Genomic DNA, 26123 nt, shown 5'->3' with positions numbered 1-26123 from the left:
GCGTAGGGGCTCGCGGGGACGGTCAGGCGACCGGGACCGGCGCGGTGCACGCGGCGAGACGGTCGAGCGCCTCGCGGTACTCGGCGACGTCGCGCTGCAGCCCGGGCTCGGTGATGATCGACGCCTTGATGCGACCGTGCACGTCGATGACGAACGTCGCGCGGGTCGCGAAGCCCTTCTTGTCGAGGAACACGCCGTACTCCTTCGACACCGCGCCGTGCGGCCAGAAGTCGGCGAGCAGCTCGAAGTCGTAGCCGTGCGTCTCGGCGAACGAGCGGAGCGTGGCCTTCGAGTCGACGGAGATGCCGATCAGCTCGACCCGCTGGTCCTCGAACATCGCGATGTTGTCCTGCAGGGTGCAGAGCTCGTTCGTGCAGCCGGACGAGAACGCCAGCGGGAAGAAGACGAGGGCGACCGGGCGGACGCCACGGAAGTCGCTGAGGCGGACGTGCTCGCCGAACTGGTTCGGGAGCTCGAAGTCCGGCGCGAGGGAGCCGATCTCCAGGGCCATCGGTGCGCTGCTTCTTCCTCGGGCGTGGGGTGTGCCCGTGTCGCGTGCGCACGTGCGGGTCGTCCGTGCACGATCGGCAATCGTACGCCGACCGCACCAGGACGCAAGTACCACCTGCACGACACCATCAGCGAAGGCGTCGGTCGTGGGGCCTAAGGTGGTGTGGGCTCCGACCGGTCGTGACCCGACCATCGGTGGCCCCCATGTCCACCACCACGAGAACGAACGAGGTCAAGGGTGACGGTGAACGACCAGGACCCGCGCAGCACCGCAGGGACCGACCAGGACCCGGAGGAGACCGCAGAGTGGCGTGAGTCGCTCGACGGACTCGTCGCGACGCACGGCCACCAGCGGGCCCGCGAGATCATGCAGAGCCTGCTGAAGCGCTCGAACGAGCTGCACCTCGGCGTGCCGATGGTCCCGACGACCGACTACGTCAACACGATCGCGCCCGAGGACGAGCCGGAGTTCCCCGGTGACGAGGAACTCGAGCGCCGCTACCGCCGGTGGATCCGGTGGAACGCCGCGATCACGGTGCACCGCGCCCAGCGCCCCGGCGTCGCGGTCGGTGGGCACATCTCGACGTACGCGTCGAGCGCCGCGATGTACGAGGTCGGCTACAACCACTTCTTCCGCGCGCAGGACCACCCGTCCGGCGGTGACCAGGTCTTCTTCCAGGGCCACGCCTCCCCCGGCATGTACGCCCGCGCCTACATGGAGGGCCGCCTCAGCGAGGACCAGCTCGACGGCTTCCGCCAGGAGAAGTCGCACGCGGGCGGTGGACTGTCGTCCTACCCGCACCCGCGCCTCATGCCGCACTTCTGGCAGTTCCCGACCGTGTCGATGGGCATCGGCCCGATCAACGCGATCTACCAGGCCCAGCAGGCCAAGTACCTGTCCAACCGCGGCATCAAGGACGCCTCCGACCAGCAGGTCTGGGCGTTCCTCGGCGACGGCGAGATGGACGAGGTCGAGTCGCGCGGGCAGCTGCAGGTCGCGGCGAACGACGGGCTCGACAACCTGAACTTCGTCATCAACTGCAACCTCCAGCGCCTCGACGGACCCGTCCGCGGCAACGGCAAGATCATCCAGGAGCTCGAGGCGTTCTTCCGCGGCGCGGGCTGGAACGTCATCAAGGTCGTCTGGGGCCGCGAGTGGGACGACCTGCTCGCCCGCGACACCGAGGGCGCGCTCCTCAACCTGATGAACGCGACGCCGGACGGCGACTACCAGACGTACAAGGCCGAGAACGGCGCCTACGTCCGCGAGAACTTCTTCGGGCGCGACCCGAAGGCGCTCGAGCTCGTCGAGGGCTACACGGACGACCAGATCTGGAACCTCAAGCGCGGCGGGCACGACTACCGCAAGGTCTACGCCGCGTTCAAGGCCGCGACCGAGCACAAGGGCCAGCCGACGGTCATCCTGGCGAAGACGGTCAAGGGCTACGGCCTCGGCCCGAGCTTCGAGGGGCGCAACGCGACCCACCAGATGAAGAAGCTCACGCTCGACAACCTCAAGCAGTTCCGCGACGAGATGCGCATCCCGATCTCCGACGCACAGCTCGACGAGGACCCCTACACCCCGCCGTACTACCACCCCGGTCACGACGACGAGGCGATCCAGTACATGCACGAGCGTCGCCGCGAGCTCGGCGGGTACGTGCCGGAGCGTCGGACGAAGTACACGCAGTTCACGCTGCCGGAGGAGTCGAAGTACCAGGTCGTGAAGAAGGGCTCCGGCAAGCAGGAGGTCGCCACGACCATGGCGTTCGCCCGCCTGCTGAAGGACCTGCTCCGCTCCCCGGACTTCGGCAACCGCGTGGTGCCGATCATCCCGGACGAGGCGCGCACGTTCGGCATGGACGCGTACTTCCCGACCGCGAAGATCTACAACCCGAACGGCCAGCACTACACGTCGGTCGACCGCGAGCTGCTCCTGGCCTACAAGGAGAGCCCGCAGGGCCAGATCATCCACGTCGGCATCAACGAGGCGGGCGCCCTCGCGGCCTTCACCGCCGTCGGGTCCTCGTACTCGACGCAGGGCGAACCGCTCATCCCGGTCTACGTCTTCTACTCGCAGTTCGGGTTCCAGCGCACCGGCGACGCGATCTGGGCCGCCGGAGACCAGATGGTCCGCGGCTTCATGATCGGTGCCACCGCAGGGCGCACCACGCTGACCGGCGAGGGCCTGCAGCACGCCGACGGTCACTCGCCGCTCCTCGCGGCGACGAACCCGGCGGTCGTGTCCTACGACCCGGCCTACGGCTACGAGATCGGGCACATCGTCCGGTCCGGCCTCGAGCGCATGTACGGGACGAACGAGGACGGCTCGCCGTCCCACGACGACCCGAACGTCATGTACTACCTGACGGTCTACAACGAGCCGCTCGTGCAGCCCGCCGAGCCCGAGGGCGTCGACGTCGAGGGCATCGTCAAGGGCATGTACCTGCTCAAGCCGAGCGAGCACGACGGCCCGAAGGCCCAGCTGCTCGCGTCCGGCGTGGCGGTGCCGTGGATCCTCGAGGCGCAGCAGCTCCTCGCCGAGGACTGGGGCGTGTCCGCCGACGTCTGGAGCGTCACGAGCTGGGGCGAACTCACCCGTGACGGTCTCGACGCCGAGCAGCAGGCGTTCCTCAACCCGAACGAGCAGCCGCGCACCCCGTACGTGACCGAGCGCCTGCTCGGCACCGAGGGGCCGGTCGTGGCGGTGAGCGACTTCATGCACGCCGTGCAGGAGCAGATCCGTCCGTTCGTCCCGACCGACTTCGCGACGCTCGGTGCCGACGGCTTCGGCTTCTCGGACACCCGTCCGGCGGCACGCCGCTTCTTCCACATCGACGGTCCGTCCGTCGTGGTGCGCACGCTGCAGCAGCTCGCGAAGCAGGGCAAGGTCGACCACGCCGTCGTCCAGCAGGCGATCGACAAGTACCGCCTGCACGACGTCAACGCCGGCACGACCGGCAGCGCGGGCGGAGAGGCCTGATCCGCTGGTGAGCACACCCCGCACCGACGCTGCCGTGGGCCAGGAGAGGGACCGCGAACGCGCGCTCTCCTGGCTCCGGCAGGTGTCGGGCGAACTCTCGACCGCCACGATCAAGCGGCTCGAGGACACCCTGCCCTGGTACAGCGAGATGCCCCCGGGGCGGCGGTCCGCCGTGGGCCTCGTCGCCCAGGCGGGGATCACCTCGTTCATCTCCTGGCTCGAGGGCACCGCGTCGACCCCCTGGATCGCCGCCGCCGACGTCTTCGGGTCCGCCCCGCGCGAGCTCCTGCGTTCGGTGAGCCTGCAGCAGACGCTGCAGCTCATCCGCGTCGTGGTGACCGTGGTCGAGGAGCGCGCGAAGGACGACGAGATGCTCCAGGAAGCGATCCTGAAGTACTCGCGGGACATCGCCTTCGCAGCGGCCGACGTCTACGCCCGCGCCGCCGAGGCCCGCGGCCTGTGGGACGCCCGGCTCGAGGCACTGGTCGTCGACTCGATCCTGTCGGGCGAGTACGACGACGAGCTGCCCTCCCGCATCGCCGCGCTCGGCTGGCACGGCCACGGCGAGGTCGCGGTGCTCGTCGGGAACGCACCGAAGCAGCTCGAGGTCGACCAGATCCGCCGCACCGCGCGCCACATGGACGCCGACGTGCTCATCGGCGTGCAGGGCTCTCGGCTCGTGGTCGTCATCGGGCGGGCCACCCCGCGTGACGACGTCCCCGAGGGCGAGGAGCCGGTGTCCTTCACCGCCATCGCCCAGGCCCTCGAACCGTCGTTCGGCGAGGGGCACCTGGTGCTCGGCAACGAGGTCCCCGGGGTCGTCGACGCCTCGACCAGCGCGAAGGGCGCCCTCGCCGGGTTCGCCGTCGCACGGGCGTGGCGCGGTGCTCCCCGTCCGGCACTCGCCGACGACCTGCTGCCGGAGCGGGCCCTGGCGGGTGACCCGCTCGCTCGGTCGGCACTGGTGCAGCGCATCTACGTCCCCCTCAAGGACCAGTCGACCGAGCTCCTGCAGACGCTCTGGTGCTACCTCGACACCGGCCGGTCGCTCGAGGCGACGGCGCGCGAGCTGTTCGTGCACCCGAACACCGTGCGCTACCGGCTCCGCCGCGTCGCCGACGTCATCGGGTGGGACGCCACCCACGCGCGTGACGCCCTGATCGTGCAGTCGGCGCTCATCCTCGGCGCGATGTCCGAGTCGAACGCCGGTCGACGGCGCCTGCCGCCGCGTCGCTGACCCGACGGTAGGGATCGCACAACGTCCCCGCCGGATCGCTGTCGGATGTCCACACGGGCCGACAGCGGCGCGGCGACGAGGATTGACCGGTGATCGTCGTCGTCGCGCCCGGACAGGGCTCCCAGACCCCCGGCTTCCTCGCCCCCTGGCTCGAGGACTCTGCCGTCCGTGACCGCGTCGGAGCGTGGTCCGAGGCGATCGGCGTCGACCTCGTCGAGCACGGCACGAACTCCGACGCGGACACCATCAAGGACACCGCCCTCGCGCAGCCGCTCATCGTGGCTGCCGGGCTCGTCACCGCCGACGCCCTGCTCGCCGACGGCCGTCGTGCCCTGGTCGGCGGGGTCGCCGGGCACTCCGTCGGCGAGTTCACCGCCGCGGCCGTCGCCGGTGTCCTCGAGCCGACCGACGCCGTCTCCCTCGTCGCCGCACGCGGCCGGGCGATGGCGGACGCCGCCGCGCTCGAGCCGACATCGATGGCGGCCGTCCTCGGTGGCGACGCCGATGCGGTCGCCGAAGCGCTCACGCAGCACGGTCTCGTGCCCGCGAACCACAACGGCGGCGGGCAGACCGTCGTCGCCGGGCCCACCGAGGGCATCGCCGCGCTGGCCGCCGACCCGCCCGCGCGGGCCAGGGTGATCCCGCTCGCGGTGGCCGGTGCGTTCCACACCCGTTTCATGGCACCCGCGGTCGAACGCGTCGCCCCCGCCGCCGCCGCGATCGCCACGCAGGACCCCACCCTGCCGATCTGGACCAACGCCGACGGCTCCCGCGTGGACGACGGGCGCCGCTTCGTCGACCTCGTGGTGCAGCAGATCGCGAACCCCGTGCACTGGGACGCCGTGATGGAGTCGTTCACCGCCGCCGGCGTCACCGGTGTCATCGAGCTCGCGCCGGCCGGGGCCCTCGTCGGTCTCGCCAAGCGCGGCATGCGCGGGACGCCCACCGTCGCCATCAAGACCCCCGAGGACCTGCCCGCCGCGATCGAGCTCCTGCAGCGCGACAGCGAGACCGCAGGCCAGGAAGCAGACGCAACCGCATGACCGACAGCACCACCCCGTCCACCGCAGCCGACGGGACGGCGGTGCCCAGCGCCTCCCGTCCGGTGCTGCAGCAGCGTCGCGGCCACGAGTTCACCCGCATCCTGGCGTTCGGTGCCGCGCGCGGCGAGAACGTCGTGCCGAACGACGACCTGGTCGGGCCCATCGACTCGTCCGACGAGTGGATCCGCCAGCGCACCGGCATCATCACCCGCAAGCGGGCCGGCGCCGACGTCGAGGCGGTCGACCTCGCCGAGGCCGCGGCGCGCGAGGCCATCCAGAAGGCCGGCATCGAGCCGTCGCAGATCGGCGTCGTCCTCGTCAGCACCGTGACGCACACCGTCGCCACCCCGTCGATGGCGTCCCTGCTCGCCGAGCGCATCGGCGCGACGCCCGCAGCCGCCTACGACGTGAGCGCCGCGTGCGCCGGCTACGCCTACGGCATCGCCCAGGCGGACTCCTTCATCAAGTCCGGCCTCGCCGACCACGTGCTCGTCGTCGGCGCCGAGAAGCTGAGCGACGTCGTCGACCCGACCGACCGGTCGATCTCGTTCCTGCTCGGCGACGGTGCGGGCGCGGCGGTCGTCGGCCCGAGCGACCAGCCGGGCATCGGCCCGTCGATCTGGGGCTCGGACGGCTCGAAGTGGGACGCGATCGGCATGACCGCGACCTACAACGAGTGGGCCGCGGGCGCACCCCGACCGACCATGCGGCAGGCCGGGCAGACGGTCTTCCGCTGGGCGGTCTGGGAGATGGTCAAGGTCGCGCGCCAGGCCATCGAGGCCGCCGGGGTCCGTCCGGAGGACCTCGCGGCCTTCGTGCCGCACCAGGCGAACATCCGGATCATCGACGAGTTCGCCAAGCAGCTCGGTCTGCCCGACACGGTGACGATCGCCCGCGACATCACCACGACCGGCAACACCTCCGCCGCGAGCATCCCGCTCGCCACGCACCGCCTGCTCGAGGAGCACCCGGACCTGTCGGGCGGCCTCGCCCTGCAGATCGGCTTCGGCGCCGGACTCGTGTTCGGCGCGCAGGTCGTCGTCCTCCCCTGAACCCCACACCGGCTCGGCTCCGGGCACCCGTACCACTCGTGCCCTAGGCTGGTCCACGGTCAAACGACACCCCCCTCAAGGAGAACCACCATGGCCCTGTCCCACGAAGAAGTCCTCGCCGGCCTGGCCGAGCTGATCAACGACGAGACCGGCATCGCGACCGACACCGTCGCAGCCGACAAGTCGTTCACCGACGACCTCGACATCGACTCCATCTCGATGATGACCATCGTCGTGAACGCCGAGGAGAAGTTCGACGTGAAGATCCCGGACGAAGAGGTCAAGAACCTCAAGACCGTGGGCGACGCCGTCGACTACATCACCAAGGCCCAGGCCTGACGCGAGCTTCCTGAGCGCCGCGGACCGCGCACATCCCGCGGGCCGCGGCGCTCACCTCGTCCACCAGCGGTGGAGCTCCCACCGGCGCTCGACCACACCGGGCGGGCGCCCACCGGCGCTCGACCACACGGACGGGCGTCCACCGGCGCTCGACCAGTCCACACGAAAGACACGTCGTTCCATGACCAAGAAGACCGTCGTCGTCACCGGGATCGGTGCGATCACACCCCTCGCCGCGACCGCCCGGGAGACCTGGGACGCGCTGCTCGCCGGCGGGTCCGGCATCACCCGCATCGAGGACGAGCGCTACTCGTCGCTCGAGATCCCCGTCGAGTTCGCCGGCCAGGCACGCCGCTTCCTCACCGACCAGCTGACGCGTCCCGAGGCGAAGCGCCTGGACCCGTCGTCGCAGCTCTCACTCGTCGCCGCTCGTGAAGCGTGGGCGGACGCCGGCATCGACGCCGAGTCCGTCGTGCCCGAGCGGCTCATCGTCGACTGGGCCACCGGCATCGGCGGCGTCAACACCCTGCTCGACGCGTGGGACACCCTGCGCGAGAAGGGCCCCCGTCGCGTCCTGCCGATGACCGTGCCGATGCTCATGGCGAACGGCCCGGCCGCCGCCATCGAGATGGAGTTCGGCGCCCGTGGCGGTGCCCGCACCTACCTCTCCGCCTGCGCCTCGTCCACCGAGTCGCTCGCCGAGGCCTACCGCCACATCGCCGACGGCGACGCCGACATCGTCATCACCGGTGGCGCCGAAGCCGCGCTGCACCCGCTGCCCCTCGCCGCGTTCGCCGCGATGCAGGCACTCTCGCGACGGAACGACTCCCCCGAGACCGCCTCGCGTCCGTACGACGTCACGCGCGACGGCTTCGTGCTCGGCGACGGCGCCGCAGCGCTCATCCTCGAGTCGAAGGAGCACGCGGAAGCCCGCGGCGCGACGATCTACGCCGAGGTCGCCGGTGCCGGGATCACCTCGGACGCCTTCCACATCACCGCGCCGGACCCCGAGGGCAGCGCCGCCGCCCGCGCGGTCATCACGGCGCTCGAGCACGCCGACGCCGCCCGCGAGGACGTCGTCCACGTCAACGCCCACGCCACCTCGACCCCGGTCGGCGACGTGGCCGAGTACCACGCGATGCGCCGCGTCTTCGGCGACCACCTCGACAACGTGGTCGTCTCGGCGACCAAGGCGTCGACGGGGCACCTGCTCGGCGGTGCCGGTGCGATCGAGGCCGCGTTCACGGTCATGGCGCTGCACCAGCGCGTGGCGCCGCCGACGATCAACCTGACCGAGCAGGACCCGGAGATCGTGATGGACGTCGCGACCGCGCCGCGCGAGCTGCCCGCGGGAGACCTGCTCGCGGTGAGCAACTCGTTCGGGTTCGGCGGACACAACGCCGTGGTGGCGTTCCGCACGTCCTGATCCGGCGTCGCCGGCCCGTCGTCGGCCTGGAGGCCCGTCCTGCGTCCGCAGGGCGGGCCTCCGTCCGTCACGGGGAGCCGCCCGTCCATCGGCCGCCGGTGCCCGGGCCGTTCCGGTCCCACGACCTGCCGCTCATGTTCCGCGACGACGGCGTGTCCTGCGACCGGGACGTCCGCAGGCGGCACGTCGTGCGACCTGAATGAGGCCAGGGCACAGCTCCTCGACGACAGGCGTGCCGCACGCGGGGACGACGGACGCCGCCGACTCCGGAGGGAGCGGGCGGCGTCCGAGTGGTGCGGAGGGCGCGGGAGGGGTCAGCCGACGCGGTGCAGCCAGACGACGGGGTTGCCCTCGGCGGCGTGCCGGAAGGGCTCGAGCTCGTCGTCCCAGGCCTGCCCGAGGGCGAGACGGAGTTCGCGGTGGAGTTCGAGGGCGTTGCTGCCGGCGACCTCCATGGCGTAGCGCACACGGTCCTCGGGGACGACCATGTTGCCGGACACGTCGGTCTGCGCGAAGAAGACGCCGAGGTCGGGCGTGTGCATCCACCGCCCGCCGTCGGACTGCGCGGTCGGTTCCTCGGTGACCTCGTAGCGCAGGTGTTCCCACCCGCGCAGGGCAGAGGCGATCGCCGCACCGGTGCCGACCTGGCCCGTCCAGGTGAACTCCGTCCGGCGGGAGCCGTCGAGTGCGGGCTGGTCGAGCCACGAGAAGTTCACGGCACGGCTCATCGCGCGACCGGCTGCCCATTCGACGTGCGGGCAGAGCGCGCGTGGTGAGGAGTGCACGTACAGCACCCCTGTCGTCGTTCCGTTCACGATTCCTCCGCTTCGTCAGGTGCGACTTCCCCATCGACCTGTGGTGCGGAGTCCCGGTAGCGGAACCATCGGTATCAGATTGTGATGTCCCTGCGGACACGCCCATTATGCAGCGTCCGCGCTGGGAACGCCACACCCGGCGAACAGACCGCACCGGCGGCGCTCAGTGCAGGACGGCGCCCTGCTCGTCGACGGGGTGCCGCTCCCCCGCGGTGAGTGCGACCGGGAGGCGGTTCTCCTCCGGGGGCACCGGGCAGGCGTACTGGTACGAGAACGCGCAGGGCGGCAGGACGAGCCGGTCCCAGTCGAGCACGACCTCGGCCGCGCCGTCGGGCTCGGGCAGGTACAGGAAGCGCCCCATCGAGTACGAGCTGCCCGGGTCGCCCTCGGGCAGGGCGCTGGTGGTGTCCTGCAGGATGAGCTGCAGGCGCGGTCGGCCGTGGAACGGCGCGGACCGCACCGCGGTGAGCCGCACGGGAGCGTCGTCCACCGTGGTCTCGATCGTCCCGGCGACGGGCAGGGGGTCGCCGGCGGCGTCGGTCAGGTGACCGGGTGCCTCCCGACCGGACCAGGGTTCGTAGCTGCCGGCCGTGACCCACCCGCCCGGCCGCGGGGCGAACCGCGCGATGCGTGCGAAGCGGGAGACCGCGTCGGAGGCCGGGTCCCAGACGCGGAGCGTGGAGCCGTGCACCGTGCCGGCGAGACCGTCGGCGAAGGCGACGGTCGACGGCACGACGGCGGTGTCACCGGCGACCAGCACCGTGCCGTCCACCGGGACGCCGTCGACCACGACGCCGTCCGCCGCCGCGGCGGTGACGGTGAGACCACCGGGCGCCGGCGCCCACTGCCCGGCGACCGGCCACACGGGCTGCGGGCGGTCGACGTGCTGCGCGTTCACCAGGGCGAGCGGGCCGCGCGCGCTGCGGGCCCAGGCATCGCGGGCCGCGACGTGCTCGGCCAGGTCCGGCTCGACCGTGCTCACGACTGCTCCTGGCGGGGGTAGATGACCTTCTGCACGATGATGATCACCGACGCGGCGACCGGCACGGCGACGAGCGCCCCGAGGACCCCGCCGATCGTGCCACCGGCGACCGCGGCGATGACCACCAGGGCGCCCGGCACCTGCACCGCGCGCGACATGATGCGCGGGGAGATGACGTACGCCTCGACCTGCATGTAGACGAGGTAGTAGATCGCGGCCGCGAGCGCCGTGGCCGGCGAGGCGAACAGGCAGAGCAGGGAGATGACGACCGCCGCGGCGAGGGTGCCGACGAGCGGGATGAGCGAGCCCAGGAACGCGAAGGTCGCCAGCAGAACGGGCAGCGGTGCGCCGATGATGAGCAGGAACACGAGGCTGAGGATGCCGTTGATCAGCGCCTGGCTGATCTGTCCGACGACGTAGCGGCCGACGGCCTGGGTGATCTGCTCGCTGACGTCGACGAAGTTCTGCCGACGTGTCGCCGGCACGAAGCGGTAGGCCATCGACTTCAGGCCCCGCATCGACGCCAGGAAGTACAGCATCAGGATGATGACGATGATCGCGCCGGTCAGCCCGGACAGGATGCCGCTGCCGACCGCCAGGATCCCGCCACCGAGGCTGAGGAGGTTGCCCGGGTCCTCCACGAAGGACTGCAGCGACTCCAGCGCGTGGTTGACGTCGACGGCGCCGGCGAACTGCTGCGACAGGTCCTGGACCCACTCCTGCTGCGAGATGTCCTGGACGATCTCCGGGAAGTTCTGGACGAGGTTCGTCGCCTGCTGGATGAGGATCGGGACGACCGCGAACACGACGCCGGCGAAGGCGGACAGCACACCCACGACGACGATCGTGATCGCCGACCAGCGCGGGATGAACCGTTCGAGGAAGGACACCAGCGGATCGATGCCGAGCGACAGGAAGAGCGCGACGCCGATGTAGACCAGGACCGTGCTGAGCTGCTGGACGATCACGCCGGCCAGCAGGGCGATGAGCACGCCCAGGGCCCCCATGAAGCCGATGCGGAACGCGTTCACGCGCACGCCGGTGCCGACCCGGGTCGCCTCGAACGTCACGTTCGGGGTCGGCGCGTGGTCGTCGGGGGTCTCACGTCGTCGCGGCAGGTGCACGGGCGGGCCAGCCTTTCTGGACTGCTTGAACCCGCTGGGTTCGTCGGCTTGGTAGGGCGGGCGGGACTTGAACCCGCGATCGTTCGGTTATGAGCCGAGTGCCTTGACCAGCTTGGCTACCGCCCCTCGTCGGGGACCGTCAGGCCACCGACTGCCCACGATACAGCGACTCGAACGTCGCGAGCGTGCGGTTGATGTCGTGTGCCTCGATCATGGCCAGGCTGCGCTCCCGCAGCGCCTGGTAGTCGTCGTCGGACGCCTGCAGCACCTGTGCGAGCTTCGAAGCGAGGTCCTGCACGTCGCCCGGCGTGAAGAGGTACCCGTTGCCGTCGATGAGGTGCGGCAGTGCCATCGAGTCCGCGGCCACCACCGGCAGCCCGGACGCCATCGCCTCGAGGGACGAGATGCTCTGCAGCTCGGCGGTGGACGGCATCGCGAAGACGGTGCCGTTCGTCAGCGCCTGGCGCTTCGCCTCGTCCGACACGAAGCCGGCGAAGCGCACCCGGTCCTCGAGCCCGAGCTCCTGCACGAGGGCCTTCAGCTTCGGGATCATCTCGCCGCCACCGACGATGGTGAGCGTCGCGTGCAGCTCGCTCGGCAGCAGCGGGAGCGCCCGGACGAGCACGTCGAGGTTCTTCTCCGGCGCGACCCGGCCGACGAACACGATGTCGTTCCCCGCGGGGCGACCGCTGCGGGCGCTGTAGCGCGACGCGTCGATGCCGCACGAGATCGCGAGGACCTGCTGTCCGGCGATGGCCTCGCGGAGGTAGTCCGCGGCCAGCACCGTCGGCGTCGTGATGGCGTCGGCGAGCCGGTAGGTCTTGGCGGCGTCGTTCCACGCGATCTTCAGCGCGATCGGCAGCGTGCGACGGCCGAACGGGACGTACTCGAGCAGGTTCTCGGGCATGAAGTGGTTGGTGCCGACGATGCGGATGCCGCGCTCGTGGGCCTCCTGCACGATGCCGCGCCCGATGACGATGTGCGACTGGATGTGCAGTACGTCCGGCTGGACGGCGTCGAGGATCGGACCCGTCCACTTCCGGACGCTCCACGGCCACACGAAGCGGAGCCACGCGTGCCACGGCCACTTGTACGACTTCAGCCGGTGGACGGTGAGCACGACGCCGCGGTGCTCCTCGTCGAACGTGCCGTGGTGGGCGCTCGAGGCCGGGGCCACGACGTGGACCTCGTGACCGCGCTCCGCGAGCCCGACGGCGAGCTGCTCGGCGAAGGTCGCGGCGCCGTTGACGTCCGGCGGGAAGGTGTCGGCCGCGATCATGACGCGCAGCGGTCGGGACCCGCCCGTCGCACCCGTCGACTCGGCGGTGGCGGTGGTGGCGTCCTCTGACACGGCTGGCATCGTCCTCTCGTGGGCGGTTGCTGGTCGGGCCTCGACGGTACCGCACGGGCCCGAGCACCCGCGTCAGCCGCGCGGACGACGCCGATGGCCGACAGCGACGACCGACGCTGTCAGCAACCGCGGACACGACCGCCGACGCCGCGAGCCGACCGCGGTCAGCGCCGCGTCTCGGGGTGGTGCTTCGCGAGCAGGAACACACCCGTGATGGCGATCACCGCAGCGACCAGGAAGCCGACCACCGCGATCCACGGCGCCCCGGCGGCCTCGCCGAGCACGATCACGCCGATGCCCACGGCGACGATCGGGTCGATGACGGTGAGGCCGGCGATCACCAGGTCGGCGGACCCGCTCGAGTACGCGTTCTGCACGAAGTACCCGCCGAGCACCGCGGCGACGATCACCCCGACGACGGCGATCGCGGTCAGCCAGTCGAACGTGCCGTGCAGGAACCGGTTCAGCACGACCTTGGCCAGTGTCGCGACGAAGCCGTAGAGCACCCCGGCCACGACGATGTAGTACATGGCGCTCGCCCGCTTCGCCGCGAAGCGGAACGACAGGAACACGGCCACCAGGACGATCGCCAGCACCACCAGGATCGTCACGAGCTGCTCGTGGGTGATCGCGCTCTCGCGGCCGACGACGGCGGCGATGCCGACGAAGATCCCGACACCGATGATGCAGGTCCAGACCGCCCGTCGCGCCTGCTGTCCGAGCGGCACCCCGGAGGACCGTGACGAGAACCACGTGGTGATGACGAGCGCGACGGCGCCGAGCGGCTGCACGACGATGAGCGGGGCGTTCGTGATGCTGATGAGCTGGAGCACGACGGCCAGACCGAGCATGAGCGTGCCGAGCACCCACCAGCCGCTGCCGAGCAGCCCGAGGACGTGCCGCACCGACAGCCCCTTCGACTGCCGACCGAGCCGGGCCTCGACGCGCTGCACCCCGCGGCTCTGGAACTGCGCTCCCAGCGAGAGGAAGACCGCGCCGACGAGCGCGACGGGGATCATCAGGGCCTGGAACGGGGTCAGGTTGACCGCGTCCGGGATCGGGAGGTCCGTCGTCACGCGACGAGGCTACCGGTCCTCGCCGGATAACCTGGGTGAATGCCCGTCCTCCCCATCCGCATCACCGGCGAACCCGTCCTCCACGAGCGCGCTGCCGAGGTCACCGCGTTCGACGACGACCTCCGCGCACTGGTGCAGGACATGTACGAGACGATGGACCTCGCCCCCGGGGTCGGTCTCGCGGGTCCGCAGGTCGGGGTCGGCAAGCGCCTGTTCGTGTACTCGTGGACCGACGACGACGAGGTCCTGCACCGCGGGGTCGCGATCAACCCGGTGCTCTGGACCACCCCGCCCGTGCCGGAGACGGTCGAGGAGCTCGACGAGGACGAGGAGTCCGAGGGCTGCCTCTCGATCCCGGGCGAGCGCTTCCCGCTGCGTCGGGCCGAGGGCGCCCTGCTCCGTGCGGTCGACGAGCACGGTGAGCCCTTCGAGGTCGAGGCCCACGGGTGGCTCGCCCGCGTCTTCCAGCACGAGTACGACCACCTGGACGGCTACCTCTACGCCGACCGGCTCGCGCACCCGTACGGCAAGCAGGTCGCGAAGGCGATCCGCAAGAGCAGCTGGGGCGGCCCGGGCAAGTCCTGGCTCCCCGGTCGCGACCACCCCGAGGGCTGACCGCGCGGGCGGCTCCGGCGCACGTCCCAGGGCGGCACCGGCGGTCGGCCGGGAGGCCCGGCTCAGCCCCGGTAGGCCGTCAGCGACTCCTGCAGGCGGTCCCGGTCAGGGTGGCCGGGGCAGTACGCGACCAGTCCGGCCGCCAGCTCGGCCTGCTCCGGCGTCGCGACGCCGTCTCGCCACGGCGACGCTCCGCGCTCCGCGCAGGTCGCCGCGAGCTCCTCGAGCGTGGCGGTACCGTCGGCCGCCCGGACCGCGGCCCGCTGCTGCGCCGACATCTCGGTGCCCGTGATGCGCTCGGCCCGGCAGTCGGTGCGCTCGGCCTCCCACACGGCGGCGTAGGTCGTGTACGTCTCGCCCGTGCCGTCGGCGTCGTCACCCGTCGTGTCGCTGCCCGCGCCACTGCTGCCGTCCGCGGCGCCGCTGCACACGAACGCGAAGACGATCGGCGCGCTGCCCGTCGCGGAGACCTCGGACCGTGCTGCGGAGTCGAGCGAGTCCTCCGCCTCCGGTTGCCCGGCGGTGCACGCGGTGAGCGCCACCGCTCCGAGGACGACGAACGCCGCGGCGAGGGTCCGGCGCACGGTGATCACCTGTGAACGCTAACAGCTTGCGACCGGGCGGCGCCTGCGAGCCAGCCGGAAGCCGAACACCGGCCGGTGCCCAGCGCCGGCTCCGCGCGAGACTCGGCCGTGCGGACACGTTCGTGGTCCGGTAGGCGCGAAACCGTCCGCGGAGCCGAGTCTCGCGGCAAGCGGCAAGGGCGCCGAACCCCGGGAACGCAAGAAGCCCCCACCCCGGAGGGTGAGGGCCTGTCGCTCCCCGAGTTGGACTCGAACCAACAACCTGCCGGTTAACAGCCGGCTGCTCTGCCAATTGAGCTATCGAGGATCACTGTCCGCTGGCGAATGTGGTGCGAACAACGGGTAACAGCATAGCAGCACCCCGAGCCCGCTCCGCGCATCGGCCGCGCATCCCGGGCGCGCCGCGTCGTCGAGCTCTCCGGCCGGGCGGGGCGCCGTCGGTGCTCAGTAGCCCGCGACGGGGTCCACGACGCCGACGAACCCGTCGCCGGAGCCGGACAGGAACGCGGCGGTGTTCGCCCGGACGCGCTCGGCCAGCAGCGGCGCGACCATGTCCGGGGTGTCGGCCTGGTGCGGCGTGACGACCACACCCGGCTCGTCCCAGAGCGGGTGCCCGTCGGGCAACGGCTCCGGGTCCGTCACGTCGAGGCCGGCGGCGGCGATCGTGCCCTCGCGCAGCGCCGCGACGAGCGCGTCGGTGTCGACCAGTCCCCCGCGCGCGATGTTCACGAGACGCGCCGAGGGCTTCATGAGTCCGAACCGGCGCGCGTCGAACAGCTTCGCCGTCCCCGAGGTCATGGCCGCCGCGACCACGACCACGTCGGCGTCGGGCAGCACCTCGTCCAGGGCGTCGGTCGTGACCGTGCGGTCGGCTCCCGGTACCGGGTCGTCCGAGCGGCGCACGACGGTCACGGAGACCTCGAACGGGGCGACGAGCCGGATGTACTCCAGGGCGATCCCGCCCGCGCCGATCACCACGACGTTCCGCCCGTAGAGCGACACGCCCTCCGGCTCGGTCGCCCAGGACGTCGCGCGGGCGCGCTTCTGCAGCACCCGGAGCGTCGCGAGCGTCAGCGCGAGGGCGTGCTCGGCGACGGGTTCCGCGTAGGCGCCCTTGGCCGACGTGAAGAGCACCCGGTCCCCGTGCTCCTGGATCAGGTGGGCGAAGGCGTCGACGCCCGCGAAGGGCAGCTGGACCCAGCCGACCGAGGGCCCCTGGTCCAACGCTGCCGCGAGCCCGTCGGGGTCACGGGCATCGAGCCAGACGATCCCCCGCGTGTCCGCGCCGAGGTCGCCGACCGTGCCGCCGGCGGCCCGCACGGCGTCCGCGTGCAGGTCGGCCGCGGTCGGCAGGATCGCGACCGGTCCGGCCGTGGGTGCGTCGACGGGGAGCGGGGCGCCCGCGTCGGTGACGACCGCGCGGTGCCCGCGGCTGCTCGCCGTGTCGTGTGCGGTCGTGGTGCTCATGCGTTCTCCTGACGCTCGGCCCGGGGAGCGGTGCCCGCCCCGGCACCGACCGGACGACGGGGGGCGGACGAGCGCCGCGGGGTGGTGGTCGCGGTCGGACGACGCTTCACCGGGCGCGACGCGGTCGCGGCGAGCGTCTGCACGTAAGGGTCGACGGGGTTGTCGAGGACCTCGTCGAAGGTGCCGAGCCCGACCAGGCGGCTCTCGGCGAGCACACCGACGCGGTCCGCGAGCGCCCGGGCCTCGCGGAGGTCGCTCGACACCACGACGGCCGAGAACTGCCGACCGCGCTGCAGGTTCGTCAGGGCCTCGAGCACCGACTGACGGACCAGGACGTCGACGCCGCGTGCGGGTTCGTCGGCGACGAGGAGCTGCGGCTCGAGGATGAGCGCGCGTGCGAGGGCGACACGCTGCCGCTGCCCGCTCGACAGCTCCCACGTGTTCAGGCGCATGACGCCGAGGGGCAGGTGCACGGCGTCGACCAGTCGCGCGACCATGAGCCCGGCCTCCTTGCGGTCGAACCGCCGGTCGCGCAGGTAGATCGGTTCGGCGATCGCCTCGCCCACGGTCAGGTCGGGGCTCAGCCGGTCGGCGCCGTCCTGCGGCAGGTACCCGATGCGGCCGGTCAGCCGCTGCGCCTTCCGCGAGGACGGGCGGAGCCCGCGCACGTGCTGACCGAGCACGGTGAGCTCACCGCCGACGATCTGCCGCCGGTGCGCACCCTCGCCCTCGCCGGTCGCACCGAGCTGCCCGGCGATCGCGGCGGCGAAGGTGCTCTTGCCGGAACCGGACTCACCGATGAGCGCGAGGATCTCGCCCTGGCGGACGGTCAGGCTGACCCCGTCGACCGCGCGGATCGGCTCCGATCCGCGGACGCCCCGGTACTCGATCGAGACGTCGTCTGCGACGACCGCCGGGCCGTTCACCGCGATCATGGGTCCCCTTCCGCGCCGCCCCCTGGCGGCGGTTGCGCGACGGACCGGTGTCGCGTCGTCGGTGGTTCGCCGGAGGTGACCGGCCGGGAGGCGCGGCGTGCGTCGACGACGCAACGCCGTGCCTCCAGGCCGGTCGCGTCGGGTCAGGACCCGGCGTTCTCCAGTGCCACCAGCGTACGCCGTCGCTCCGCCTGTTCCGCCGGGTCCGGCACGGGCAGCGACGCGAGCAGCCGCTGCGTGTAGGGGTGCTGCGGCGCACCGAGGACCTCGGCGGTGGTGCCCGTTTCCACCAGGTCGCCGCGGTACAGCACCGCGATGCGGTCCGACAGTGCGCCGACGACCGCGAGGTCGTGGCTGATGAACAGCGACGCGAACCCGAGGTCCTGCTGCAGCTCGAGGAAGAGCTCCAGCACGCGGGCCTGCACCGACACGTCGAGCGCGCTCGTCGGTTCGTCCGCGATGAGCAGCTTCGGCCGGAGTGCGATCGAGCGCGCGAGCGAGGCGCGCTGCCGCTGGCCACCGGACAGCTCGTGCGGGTACCGGTCGCCGTAGGACGCCGGGAGCTGCACCATCTCGAGCAACTCGCCGACGCGCTTGCGGGCGGCTCGGGGGTTCCGCACCTCGCCGTGCACGACGAGCGGCTCGGCGACGCACTCGGCGATCGTGAGCAGCGGGTTGAACGAGGTCGCCGGGTCCTGGAACACGAACCCGATGTCCTTGCGGTGCCGCTTGAAGTCCCGCTCGCGGTACCCGAGCATCTCGGTGCCGAGGACCTCGAGCGACCCGCCGGTGACGCGGGTGAGCCCCGCGATGGCCCGACCGATCGTCGTCTTGCCGGAGCCCGACTCCCCCACCAGCCCGAGCACCTCGCCGGGACGGACGTCGAGGTCGACGCCCTTCACGGCCCTGAAGGCGGGCGAGCCGAGGCGGCCCGGGTACTCGATCTCGAGCCCCTTCGCGCTGACGAGGGGCTCGACGTCGGTCGCGACCACCGCTCGGCGGGCCGTCCCCGTCGATGCTTCCAGCCGGGGCACGGCGGCGAGCAGGCGCTTCGTGTAGTCGGCCTGCGGGTCCGCGAAGAGCTGTGCGACCGGTGCCTCCTCCACGACCTCGCCCTGGTACATGACGGCGACCCGGTCGGCCAGGTCGGCGACCACGCCCATGTTGTGCGTGATGATGACGATGGCGGCGCCGAACTCGTCGCGGCAGCGCCGGAGCAGGTCGAGGATCTCGGCCTGCACGGTGACGTCGAGCGCGGTGGTCGGCTCGTCGGCGATGATCACGCTCGGCTCGAGGGCCAGTGCACTCGCGATGACCACGCGCTGCTTCTGCCCGCCGGAAAACTGGTGCGGGTAGTGGTCGACCCGCGTCTCCGGGTCGGGGATGCCGACGCGGCGCAGGTAGTCGATCGCCTTCGCACGGGCGTCCTTCTTCGAGACGCCGCCGTGCGCCCGGAGGCCCTCGGCGATCTGCCACCCCACCGTGAAGACCGGGTTGAGCGCGGTCGACGGCTCCTGGAAGACCATCGCACCGGCCGTGCCGCGGAGTTCGCGGAGCTTGGCCGACCCGACGCTGACCACGTCGGTACCGTCGAGGTACACCGCACCACCGAGCGTCGCCGTCTCGGGCATCAACCGCAGCATGCTGCGGGCCGTGACCGACTTGCCGGAGCCGGACTCGCCGACCAGCGCGAGGACCTCGCCCGGACGGACGTCGAGACTGACGCCCTTGACCGCGTCGACGGCACCGCCGTCGGTCGCGAAGGTGACGGTCAGGTCGTCGACGACCGCGACCGGTCGGTCCTGCTGGTCGTTCCCTGCGTCGGTCATGCCGTCGCCCCTTCCGTGCTGGCGGCCTGCTTCCGCGAGACCAGCTGCTTCAGCCTCCTGCGGGCGCGCAGGCGCGGGTCCGAGATGTCGTTGAGGCTCTCGCCGATGAAGGTCACGCCGAGCACGAGCACGACGATCGCGACGCCGGGGAACACACCGGTCCACCAGACGCCCGACCCGACGTCCGACAGCGCGCGGCTGAGGTCGTAGCCCCACTCCGCGCCGCTGGTCGGGCCGATGCCGAACCCGAGGAAGCCGAGGCCGGCCAGGGTGAGGATCGCGTCGGAGGCGTTCAGCGTCAGGATGAGCGGCAGGCTCCTGGTGCTGTTGCGCAGCACGTGGCGGGTCATGATGCGCCACGGGTTCGTGCCGATGACCCGCGCGGACTCGACGAACGCCTCGTTCTTCAGGCGCACCGCTTCGGCACGCACGACCCGGAAGTACTGCGGGACGTAGACGACGGTGATCGAGATCGCCGCCGCGACGATGCCGCCGGTGTAGCTCGAGTTGCCGCCGGAGATGACGATCGACACGACGATGGCGAGCAGCAGCGAGGGGAACGCGTAGATCGCGTCGGCGACGACGACGAGGACCCGGTCGAGCCAGCCGCCGACGTACCCCGAGACCATGCCGAGGATGACACCGATCGTGATCGACACGACGACCGCGACGATGACGACGAGCACTGCGGTGCGCGCGCCGAAGACGACGCGGCTGAACACGTCGAAGCCACCGACCGTGGTGCCCCAGACGTGCTCGGCACTCGGCGGGGCGGTGCGCGGGAAGCCCTGGCCGTCGGCGCCCTGCAGCTGTCCGAAGCCGTACGGGGCGATGAGCGGCGCGGCGAGGGCGACGATCAGGTACAGAGCGCAGATGACCACGCCGGTGATGAGCATGGCGCGCTGCCAGCCGGTGCTCCTGCGGAGCTGGACCACCACGGGCAGCCGCTTCCAGAGCGGCTCGTGGCGGTCGACGAGCGAGGTGTCGGCCATCGCTAGAACCTCACTCTCGGGTCGATCAGCGCCGCGACGACGTCGACGACGAAGTTCGTCACGGCGACGATCACGGCGAGCATCGCGACGATGCCCTGGACCGCGACGAAGTCGCGGGCCGACAGGTACTGGTTGAGCTGGAAACCGAGCCCGCGCCAGCCGAACGTGGTCTCGGTGAGCACCGACCCACCGAGCAGCATGGCGATCTGCAGACCCATCACGGTGATGATCGGGACCAGCGCCGGACGGAAGGCGTGCGTCCGGACGAGCCGGGCCTCCCGGACGCCGCGCGAGCGGGCCGCGTCGACGTACTCGGACCCGAGCGAGCCGATCATGTTGGCACGCACCAGACGCAGGAAGATGCCGGCGGTGAGCAGGCCGAGCGTCAGCGCGGGCAGGACGGCGTGCGACAGCACGTCGCCGATCACCTGCGCGTTGCTGGTGCGGAGCGCGTCGATGAGGTAGATGCCGGTCGCACCCGGGATGTTGTCGAGGATGAGCGACACCCGGGTGGAGGCGCGGTCGCCGAGCGGCAGCCAGCCGAGCCAGACGGAGAAGACGAGCTTGAGGAGCAGACCGCCGAAGAACACCGGCGTCGCGTACGTCAGGATCGCGAGCGCTCGGAAGAGCACGTCCGGCCACTTGTCGCGGACGTACGCCGCGAGCATGCCGAGCGGGATGCCGAGGACGAGGGCGACGATGAGCGCGTAGAAGACCAGCTCCGCGGTCGCGCCGCCGTACGTGACGATGACCTCGGTGATGGGGCGATTGTCGGTCGACGTCGTGCCGAAGTCCCCGCGCACGATGCCGCCGAGGTACTCGAGGTACTGGACGATGACCGGGCGGTCGTAGCCGGCGGCGTGCAGACGTTCCTGGAGCTGCGAGGGCGTCAGCCGACCACCGACCGAGGCGGTGATCGGGTTCCCGATGACGCGCATCAGGAAGAAGACGAGCGTCACCAGGATGAACACCGTCGGGAAGATGAGGAGGAAGCGGACCAGGATGTACCGACCGAGCCCGCCGCCCTGCCCACGGGCACGTCGCTGTGCCTGGGGCTTGGTGGGGTCGGTGGCCAGCTCCGGTGTCGCCTCGGGGGTGCTGAGGGTCACGGGGACGGGTGCCTTTCGGTGCCGTTCGGGACGTGGCCACGGGGGCGCTCCTCGTGGGAACGCCCCCGTGGGCCGACGCCGGTGTTACTTGGAGAGGGTGGCGTAGCGGAACTTGTACGAAGAGTCGAGGGTCAGGCCCTTGACGTCCTTGCCCGCGACCGCCACGGACTTGCCCTGCAGGAGCGGCAGCGTCGAGATCTGCGTGGCCTCGCGCTCCTGCGCCTGCTCGATGAGCTGCGCGCGCTTGTCCTTGTCGGACTCCTGCTGCTCCTCGGAGATCAGCTTCTGGATCTCCGGGTCGTCGTAGTGGTTCTGCACGAAGTTGTCCTTCGTGAAGAACGGCGACAGGTAGTTGTCGGCGTCCGAGAAGTCCGGGAACCACCCGAGCTGGTACACCGGGTAGGAGTCCTTCGTGCGCTCCTGCGCGTAGGTCGTGTAGACCGTCGACTGGATCTTCACGGAGAACAGGCCCGAGTTCTCGAGCTGCGTCTTGAGCTCGGCGTACTCGTCGTCCGACGTCGAACCGTAGTGGTCGGGTGCGTACTGGATGTCGAGCTGCACCTTGCCGGTGACACCGGCCTTCGACAGCGTCTCCTTCGCCTTGTCGACGTCGGGGCCGCCCTTGCCGTTGCCGTAGAGCTCCTCGAACGGCTTCGCGGCACCGGTCAGGCCGTCCGGCACCATCGAGTAGACCGGCGAGTACGTGTTGTTGTAGACGTCCTTCGCGATCTTCTCGCGGTCGACGACGTCGGCCACGGCCTGGCGCACGGCGAGGGCCTTCGCCTCGTCCGCGTCGGACTGGCTCGCGCCGAACGGCTGCGTGTTGAAGTTGAAGACCAGGTAGCGGATCTCGCCGCCGGGGCCGTCGGTGACCTTGACGGAGTCGTCCTTGCGCAGGTCGGCGATGTCGGTCGGCGTCAGCGAGCGGTACGCCACGTCGACGTCGCCCTTCTGCACGGCGAGCTTGAGGTCGGTCTCCTTGGTGTAGTAGCTGGCGGTGACCTCCTTGGTCTTCGCCTTGCCGAGGAGCCCGTCGTAGTTCGGGTTCGCCGAGTACTGGATGGTGTCGTTCTCCTTGTACGAGGTGATCTCGTACTGCCCGGCGAACGCCTTGCCCTTGACGATGTCGGCTGCCGGGGTGAGCTCGTCGGCCGAGAAGACCTGCTCGTCGACGATCGGGCCGGCGGGGCTCGAGAGCACCTGCGGCCAGGTCTGGTCGGCGTGGTCGAGCGTGAACACGACCGTGGTGGCGTCCGGCGTCTCGATGCTCTTGAGGTTGGCGAGCAGCGACTGCGGGCCGTTCTCGTTGTTGATCTTCAGCTCGCGCTCGAACGAGAACTTCACGTCGCTCGACGTCAGGTCGTGCCCGTTCGCGAACTTCAGCCCGCTCTTGAGCTTCACCGTGTACGTGGTGTCGTTCGTGAACTCACCGCTCTCGGCGATGTCCGGCTTGACGTCGGGGCTGCCGACCGGGGTGTTCATGAGGAACGGGAACACCTGGTTCTGCACGGCGAAGGAGCCGTTGTCGTAGGACCCGGCCGGGTCGAGGGACGTGACCTTGTCCGTCGTCCCGATGCTCAGGCCGTTCAGGTCGGTGTCGGAGACGCTGCTGCTCGCGCAGCCGGTCAGGACCAGCGCCGTCGCTGCTGCACCGGCGCCGAGCGCGATGCCGCGCTTGCCCCACTTGGATACGGATGCCATGTCCGCTCTCTCTCTCGGTGATGGTTCGCAAGGGGTCCCGCGACGGGCGGTGGATCGACTGTGAGGCCCGCCGGGAACGCTCATTGGTACCACCCTGACACGGAAGTCCACGATTCGAGGGACATTTGTTTACACCCTTGTAATGCACGACCGCGTCGCGTGGCGCATGATGCGCGCGTCACTGAGCGGCGTGTCGCGCACGAAAGTTGCGTGGTGCAACGGGGGTCGGAGGTCGGGCCGCTGCTGCCCACCGGGCGGGCGAGCGGCTGCCGGCTGCCCGCTGCCGGCTGCCCGCTGCCCGCTGCCCGCTGCCCACTGCCGAGCGGGCGAGATCTGTCACGCTCGACCTCCCCGGCCGACACATCCCGCCCACCCGACGTCACGCGCGCGGCATGTCCTGCCCGCTCGGCGCCGGTCGGTGGCGCTCGCGTTCGGGTTGCACGACTTGCCGCTCAATTCGGGCCGCGGCGGCGGGTCGTGCGACCAGGACGACCGCACACGGCACGTCGTGAGACCGGAACGGCCAGTGCGAGCGGCCGGGCCACGGCGGGACACCGAGCGGGCGGAGTACGTCACCCTCGGCGTCTCCGGGCACCGATCCCCACCCGCTCGACGTCGTCCACGCGGCGATCCCTGCCCGCTGCGGCGGCGGCGACGGATGGCGCTCGCGCCCTGGTCGCGTGACCTGCCGCTCAGTCCGGGTCGCGGCGGCGAGTCCTGCGACCAGATCGACCGCACGCGGCAGGTCGCGCGACCCTGGGGTCCAGCACGAGTGGCCGGGCGACCGAGCGGTCCAGCACGAGTGGCCGGGCGACGACGCGCTGCCGCCCCTCGCGGGACGGCTCAGCCCTGCGCTGCCGCCTCGGCGTCGGCGCGGAGGCGCATCCGCTGCGCGTCGATGTCGACGAGCTGGCGCTGGATCTCGGCGCGCCGGTCGGACTGCTCGTGCGGGTCGGCCCGCTGCAACTGCCCGAGCAGCGAGGCCTTGCGGGCGAGCAGGTCCCGCTCGACCAGGGCCACGACGATGCTCCGGGCGTAGAGCGCCAGGTCCTCGTCGGTTCGAGCCGGGATCGGCGCGAGTGCGAGCTCCTGCACGAGACCGCGGAACGGCGCCGGCACGTCCTGCAGCAACCGGTCGAGCCAGTCCCCCGCACCGATCGAGTCGACGTTGGCGACCACGGCGTCCCGCACGACCGACAGCATCGGCGCCGAGAACGTCGCGCCGGCCGCGAGCCAGATCAGCGGTGCGCCCACGTACCCGGGCTGCTGCACCATCGCCATCACGGCGTCGCGCTCCATCCGGGTGATCGGGTCGTTCGGCAGCAACCGCAGACCGGCCACGGGCTCCTCGGGCGGGGCGACCAGCTCACCACCGGGACCGGCCTGGCCGACCGGCACCGGGCCTCCCGTCCGGTCGGTGCGCGCTGCGGACGCGCGCTGACGCGCCGAGTCGACCGCCCGCCGGACGTCCGGGATGTCCATGCCGAGCCACCCGGCGAGTTCGCGGACGTACCCCTGCGTGAGGGAGCGGTCGCGGATCCCGGCGAGGACCGGCGCGGCGGCCCGCAGTGCGCTGACCCGCCCCTCGACGGTCTCGAGGTCGTGGCCGTCGAGCGTCCGACGGATCATGAACTCGAACATCGGGCGCTTCGCGCTGACGAGCCGGCGGATCGCGTCGTCGCCCCGCGCGAGTCGGAGGTCACACGGGTCGAGTCCGCCGGGAGCCACCGCGACGTAGGTCTGCGCGGCGAAGCGCTGCTCCTCGGCGAACGCCCGCGAGGCGGCACGCTGCCCGGCCTCGTCTGGGTCGAACGTGAAGACCACCTCGCCGTTGGCGTTCGGGTCGGCACCGCTGACGTCGCCGAGCATCGGCCGGAGGACCTTGATGTGGTCGACACCGAACGAGGTGCCGCACGTCGCGACGGCGGTCGTCACACCGGCGAGGTGGCACGCCATGACGTCGGTGTAGCCCTCGACGATCACGACCTGCTTGCCCTTGGAGATGTCCTTGCGGGCGAGGTCGAGCCCGTAGAGGACCTGGCTCTTGTGGTAGATCGGCGTCTCGGGGGTGTTGAGGTACTTCGGGCCCTTGTCGTCGTCGAGCAGCCGACGCGCGCCGAAGCCGATCGTCGCACCGGTCACGTCGCGGATCGGCCACACGAGGCGTCCGCGGAACCGGTCGTACGGCGAGCGGTCGCCCTGCCCGGCGAGCCCCGCCGCGAGGATCTCGTCCATCGAGAACCCACGGCCCCGCAGGTGCTCACGCGTGGCGTCGTACGACTGCGGCGCGAAGCCCACGCCGAAGTGCTGCGCTGCCGCGGGGTCGAAGCCTCGCTCCCCGAGGAAGCGTCGCGCGGGCTCGGCAGCCGCCGAGGTGAGCTGCGACTGGTAGAACTCGAGCGCTGCCTCGTTCGCGGCGATCAGCCGCGCGCGCTGGTTGTAGTCGGTGCGCGGGCCGTCGCCCTCTTCGTAGTGGAGCGTGAAGCCGATCTTCGCGGCCATGCGCTCGACCGCTTCCTGGAACGTCGTGTGGTCCATCTTGATGATGAACTCGAAGACGTCGCCGTCCTCGCCGCACCCGAAGCAGTGGTACCGGCCGACCTGCGGCCGCACGTGGAACGACGGGGAGCGCTCGTCGTGGAACGGGCAGAGCCCCTTCAGCGAGCCGACGCCCGCCGACTTCAGCGTGACGTGGTCGCCGACGACGTCGGCGATGTTGACACGCGAGCGGACCTCGTCGATGTCGTTCCGCGCGATCCTGCCAGCCACCCCTCGATCCTAGTTCGTGCGGCCGGTGCCGGAGGACGGTCCGTGTCCGCCTGTGGAGAGCACGACGGCCGGGAGGCGCGGTGCACGATCAGCACGCGCCCCACCTCGGTCGGTGCGCACGTCGACACGCGCGGCGGCCGGGCAGGAGCCACTCCGGTCCGACCGAGACGGCGCCGTCCGCCCG

General features: G+C 71.3%; 21 protein-coding genes and 2 tRNA genes. 7 read left to right on the top strand and 16 right to left on the bottom strand.

All coding sequences use genetic code 11. The annotated features are described in order from the left end of the window. Positions 1 to 22: 22 nt before the first annotated feature. A complete protein-coding gene (locus ACIQFY_RS01055; protein WP_066653934.1) occupies positions 23 to 511 on the bottom strand; it encodes a peroxiredoxin in 489 nt (162 codons plus the stop codon). 237 nt (positions 512 to 748) lie between these two features. Between ACIQFY_RS01055 and aceE the strand changes: the two genes are divergently transcribed. The 6 genes from aceE (at position 749) to ACIQFY_RS01025 (ending at position 8590) form a co-directional block, all read left to right on the top strand. Continuing rightward, positions 749 to 3493 carry a pyruvate dehydrogenase (acetyl-transferring), homodimeric type gene (gene aceE / locus ACIQFY_RS01050; RefSeq protein WP_209682980.1) on the top strand — a complete coding sequence of 915 codons (2745 nt, stop codon included), beginning with the start codon at positions 749 to 751 and terminating at the stop codon, positions 3491 to 3493. Between the two features lie 34 nt (positions 3494 to 3527). Further along, positions 3528 to 4730: a CdaR family transcriptional regulator gene (locus ACIQFY_RS01045; RefSeq protein WP_200884165.1), complete on the top strand. Its 1203-nt coding sequence runs from the start codon at positions 3528 to 3530 to the stop codon at positions 4728 to 4730. A gap of 89 nt (positions 4731 to 4819) precedes the next feature. Next, positions 4820 to 5773, top strand: coding sequence for an ACP S-malonyltransferase (locus tag ACIQFY_RS01040; RefSeq protein ID WP_400337910.1), 954 nt, complete (start codon positions 4820 to 4822; stop codon positions 5771 to 5773). Further along, positions 5770 to 6825, top strand: coding sequence for a beta-ketoacyl-ACP synthase III (locus ACIQFY_RS01035; RefSeq protein WP_289473378.1), 1056 nt, complete (start codon positions 5770 to 5772; stop codon positions 6823 to 6825). Before ACIQFY_RS01040 ends, ACIQFY_RS01035 begins: the two co-directional genes overlap by 4 nt. Positions 6826 to 6915: 90 nt before the next feature. Continuing rightward, positions 6916 to 7164 carry an acyl carrier protein gene (locus tag ACIQFY_RS01030; RefSeq protein ID WP_289473377.1) on the top strand — a complete coding sequence of 83 codons (249 nt, stop codon included), beginning with the start codon at positions 6916 to 6918 and terminating at the stop codon, positions 7162 to 7164. A gap of 181 nt (positions 7165 to 7345) precedes the next feature. Further along, positions 7346 to 8590, top strand: coding sequence for a beta-ketoacyl-[acyl-carrier-protein] synthase family protein (locus ACIQFY_RS01025; RefSeq protein ID WP_400337907.1), 1245 nt, complete (start codon positions 7346 to 7348; stop codon positions 8588 to 8590). Positions 8591 to 8904: 314 nt separating this feature from the next. Here ACIQFY_RS01025 and ACIQFY_RS01020 read toward each other — a convergent pair whose 3' ends face one another. The 6 genes from ACIQFY_RS01020 to ACIQFY_RS00995 form a co-directional block, all read right to left on the bottom strand. Further along, on the bottom strand, positions 8905 to 9384 hold the full coding sequence (locus tag ACIQFY_RS01020) for a DUF3145 domain-containing protein (RefSeq protein ID WP_081984811.1): 480 nt from the start codon (positions 9382 to 9384) through the stop codon (positions 8905 to 8907). A gap of 184 nt (positions 9385 to 9568) precedes the next feature. Beyond that, a complete protein-coding gene (locus ACIQFY_RS01015; RefSeq protein ID WP_400337904.1) occupies positions 9569 to 10387 on the bottom strand; it encodes a DUF1684 domain-containing protein in 819 nt (272 codons plus the stop codon). Further along, positions 10384 to 11505: an AI-2E family transporter gene (locus ACIQFY_RS01010; protein ID WP_400338387.1), complete on the bottom strand. Its 1122-nt coding sequence runs from the start codon at positions 11503 to 11505 to the stop codon at positions 10384 to 10386. Before ACIQFY_RS01010 ends, ACIQFY_RS01015 begins: the two co-directional genes overlap by 4 nt. Before the next feature lie 55 nt (positions 11506 to 11560). Beyond that, positions 11561 to 11637: transfer RNA gene (locus ACIQFY_RS01005), tRNA-Ile, on the bottom strand. 13 nt (positions 11638 to 11650) lie between these two features. Further along, the gene (locus ACIQFY_RS01000) at positions 11651 to 12871 is read right to left on the bottom strand and encodes a glycosyltransferase (RefSeq protein WP_400337901.1); all 1221 of its coding nucleotides are present in this window, start codon (positions 12869 to 12871) and stop codon (positions 11651 to 11653) included. 155 nt (positions 12872 to 13026) lie between these two features. After that, positions 13027 to 13938 (bottom strand): DMT family transporter, encoded by a 912-nt coding sequence (locus ACIQFY_RS00995; RefSeq protein ID WP_174234721.1) that lies wholly within the window; start codon positions 13936 to 13938, stop codon positions 13027 to 13029. A gap of 39 nt (positions 13939 to 13977) precedes the next feature. Here ACIQFY_RS00995 and def point away from each other — a divergent pair, with 39 nt between their 5' ends. Next, positions 13978 to 14553, top strand: coding sequence for a peptide deformylase (gene def, locus ACIQFY_RS00990; protein ID WP_326496153.1), 576 nt, complete (start codon positions 13978 to 13980; stop codon positions 14551 to 14553). A 62-nt stretch (positions 14554 to 14615) separates the two neighbouring features. Here the strand turns inward: def and ACIQFY_RS00985 are convergent, their stop codons facing one another. The 9 genes from ACIQFY_RS00985 to dnaG form a co-directional block, all read right to left on the bottom strand. Then, entirely contained in the window at positions 14616 to 15146 is a 531-nt protein-coding gene (locus ACIQFY_RS00985; protein ID WP_326496154.1) for a hypothetical protein, read from the bottom strand. 225 nt (positions 15147 to 15371) lie between these two features. Continuing rightward, positions 15372 to 15444 (bottom strand) — tRNA-Asn (locus ACIQFY_RS00980). Positions 15445 to 15581: 137 nt separating this feature from the next. Beyond that, entirely contained in the window at positions 15582 to 16604 is a 1023-nt protein-coding gene (locus ACIQFY_RS00975; RefSeq protein WP_081984809.1) for a D-isomer specific 2-hydroxyacid dehydrogenase family protein, read from the bottom strand. Further along, positions 16601 to 17539 (bottom strand): ATP-binding cassette domain-containing protein, encoded by a 939-nt coding sequence (locus ACIQFY_RS00970; RefSeq protein ID WP_326496155.1) that lies wholly within the window; start codon positions 17537 to 17539, stop codon positions 16601 to 16603. Before ACIQFY_RS00970 ends, ACIQFY_RS00975 begins: the two co-directional genes overlap by 4 nt. Before the next feature lie 143 nt (positions 17540 to 17682). Further along, positions 17683 to 19368: an ABC transporter ATP-binding protein gene (locus tag ACIQFY_RS00965; protein WP_400337895.1), complete on the bottom strand. Its 1686-nt coding sequence runs from the start codon at positions 19366 to 19368 to the stop codon at positions 17683 to 17685. Further along, the gene (locus tag ACIQFY_RS00960; protein WP_400337892.1) at positions 19365 to 20360 is read right to left on the bottom strand and encodes an ABC transporter permease; all 996 of its coding nucleotides are present in this window, start codon (positions 20358 to 20360) and stop codon (positions 19365 to 19367) included. Before ACIQFY_RS00960 ends, ACIQFY_RS00965 begins: the two co-directional genes overlap by 4 nt. Before the next feature lie 2 nt (positions 20361 to 20362). Next, a complete protein-coding gene (locus tag ACIQFY_RS00955) occupies positions 20363 to 21469 on the bottom strand; it encodes an ABC transporter permease (protein WP_400337890.1) in 1107 nt (368 codons plus the stop codon). A gap of 84 nt (positions 21470 to 21553) precedes the next feature. Continuing rightward, positions 21554 to 23170 (bottom strand): ABC transporter substrate-binding protein, encoded by a 1617-nt coding sequence (locus tag ACIQFY_RS00950; protein ID WP_400337887.1) that lies wholly within the window; start codon positions 23168 to 23170, stop codon positions 21554 to 21556. Between the two features lie 843 nt (positions 23171 to 24013). Next, complete coding sequence (dnaG, locus tag ACIQFY_RS00945) at positions 24014 to 25939, bottom strand: DNA primase (protein WP_209683000.1); 1926 nt, start codon at positions 25937 to 25939, stop codon at positions 24014 to 24016. Positions 25940 to 26123: the final 184 nt, after the last annotated feature.

The sequence above is a fragment of the Curtobacterium sp. NPDC092190 genome (assembly GCF_044755625.1).
GTDB lineage: Bacteria > Actinomycetota > Actinomycetes > Actinomycetales > Microbacteriaceae > Curtobacterium.
The sequence above is the reverse complement of the archived record's forward strand: the minus strand, read 5'-3'. Positions and strand labels throughout refer to the sequence as shown.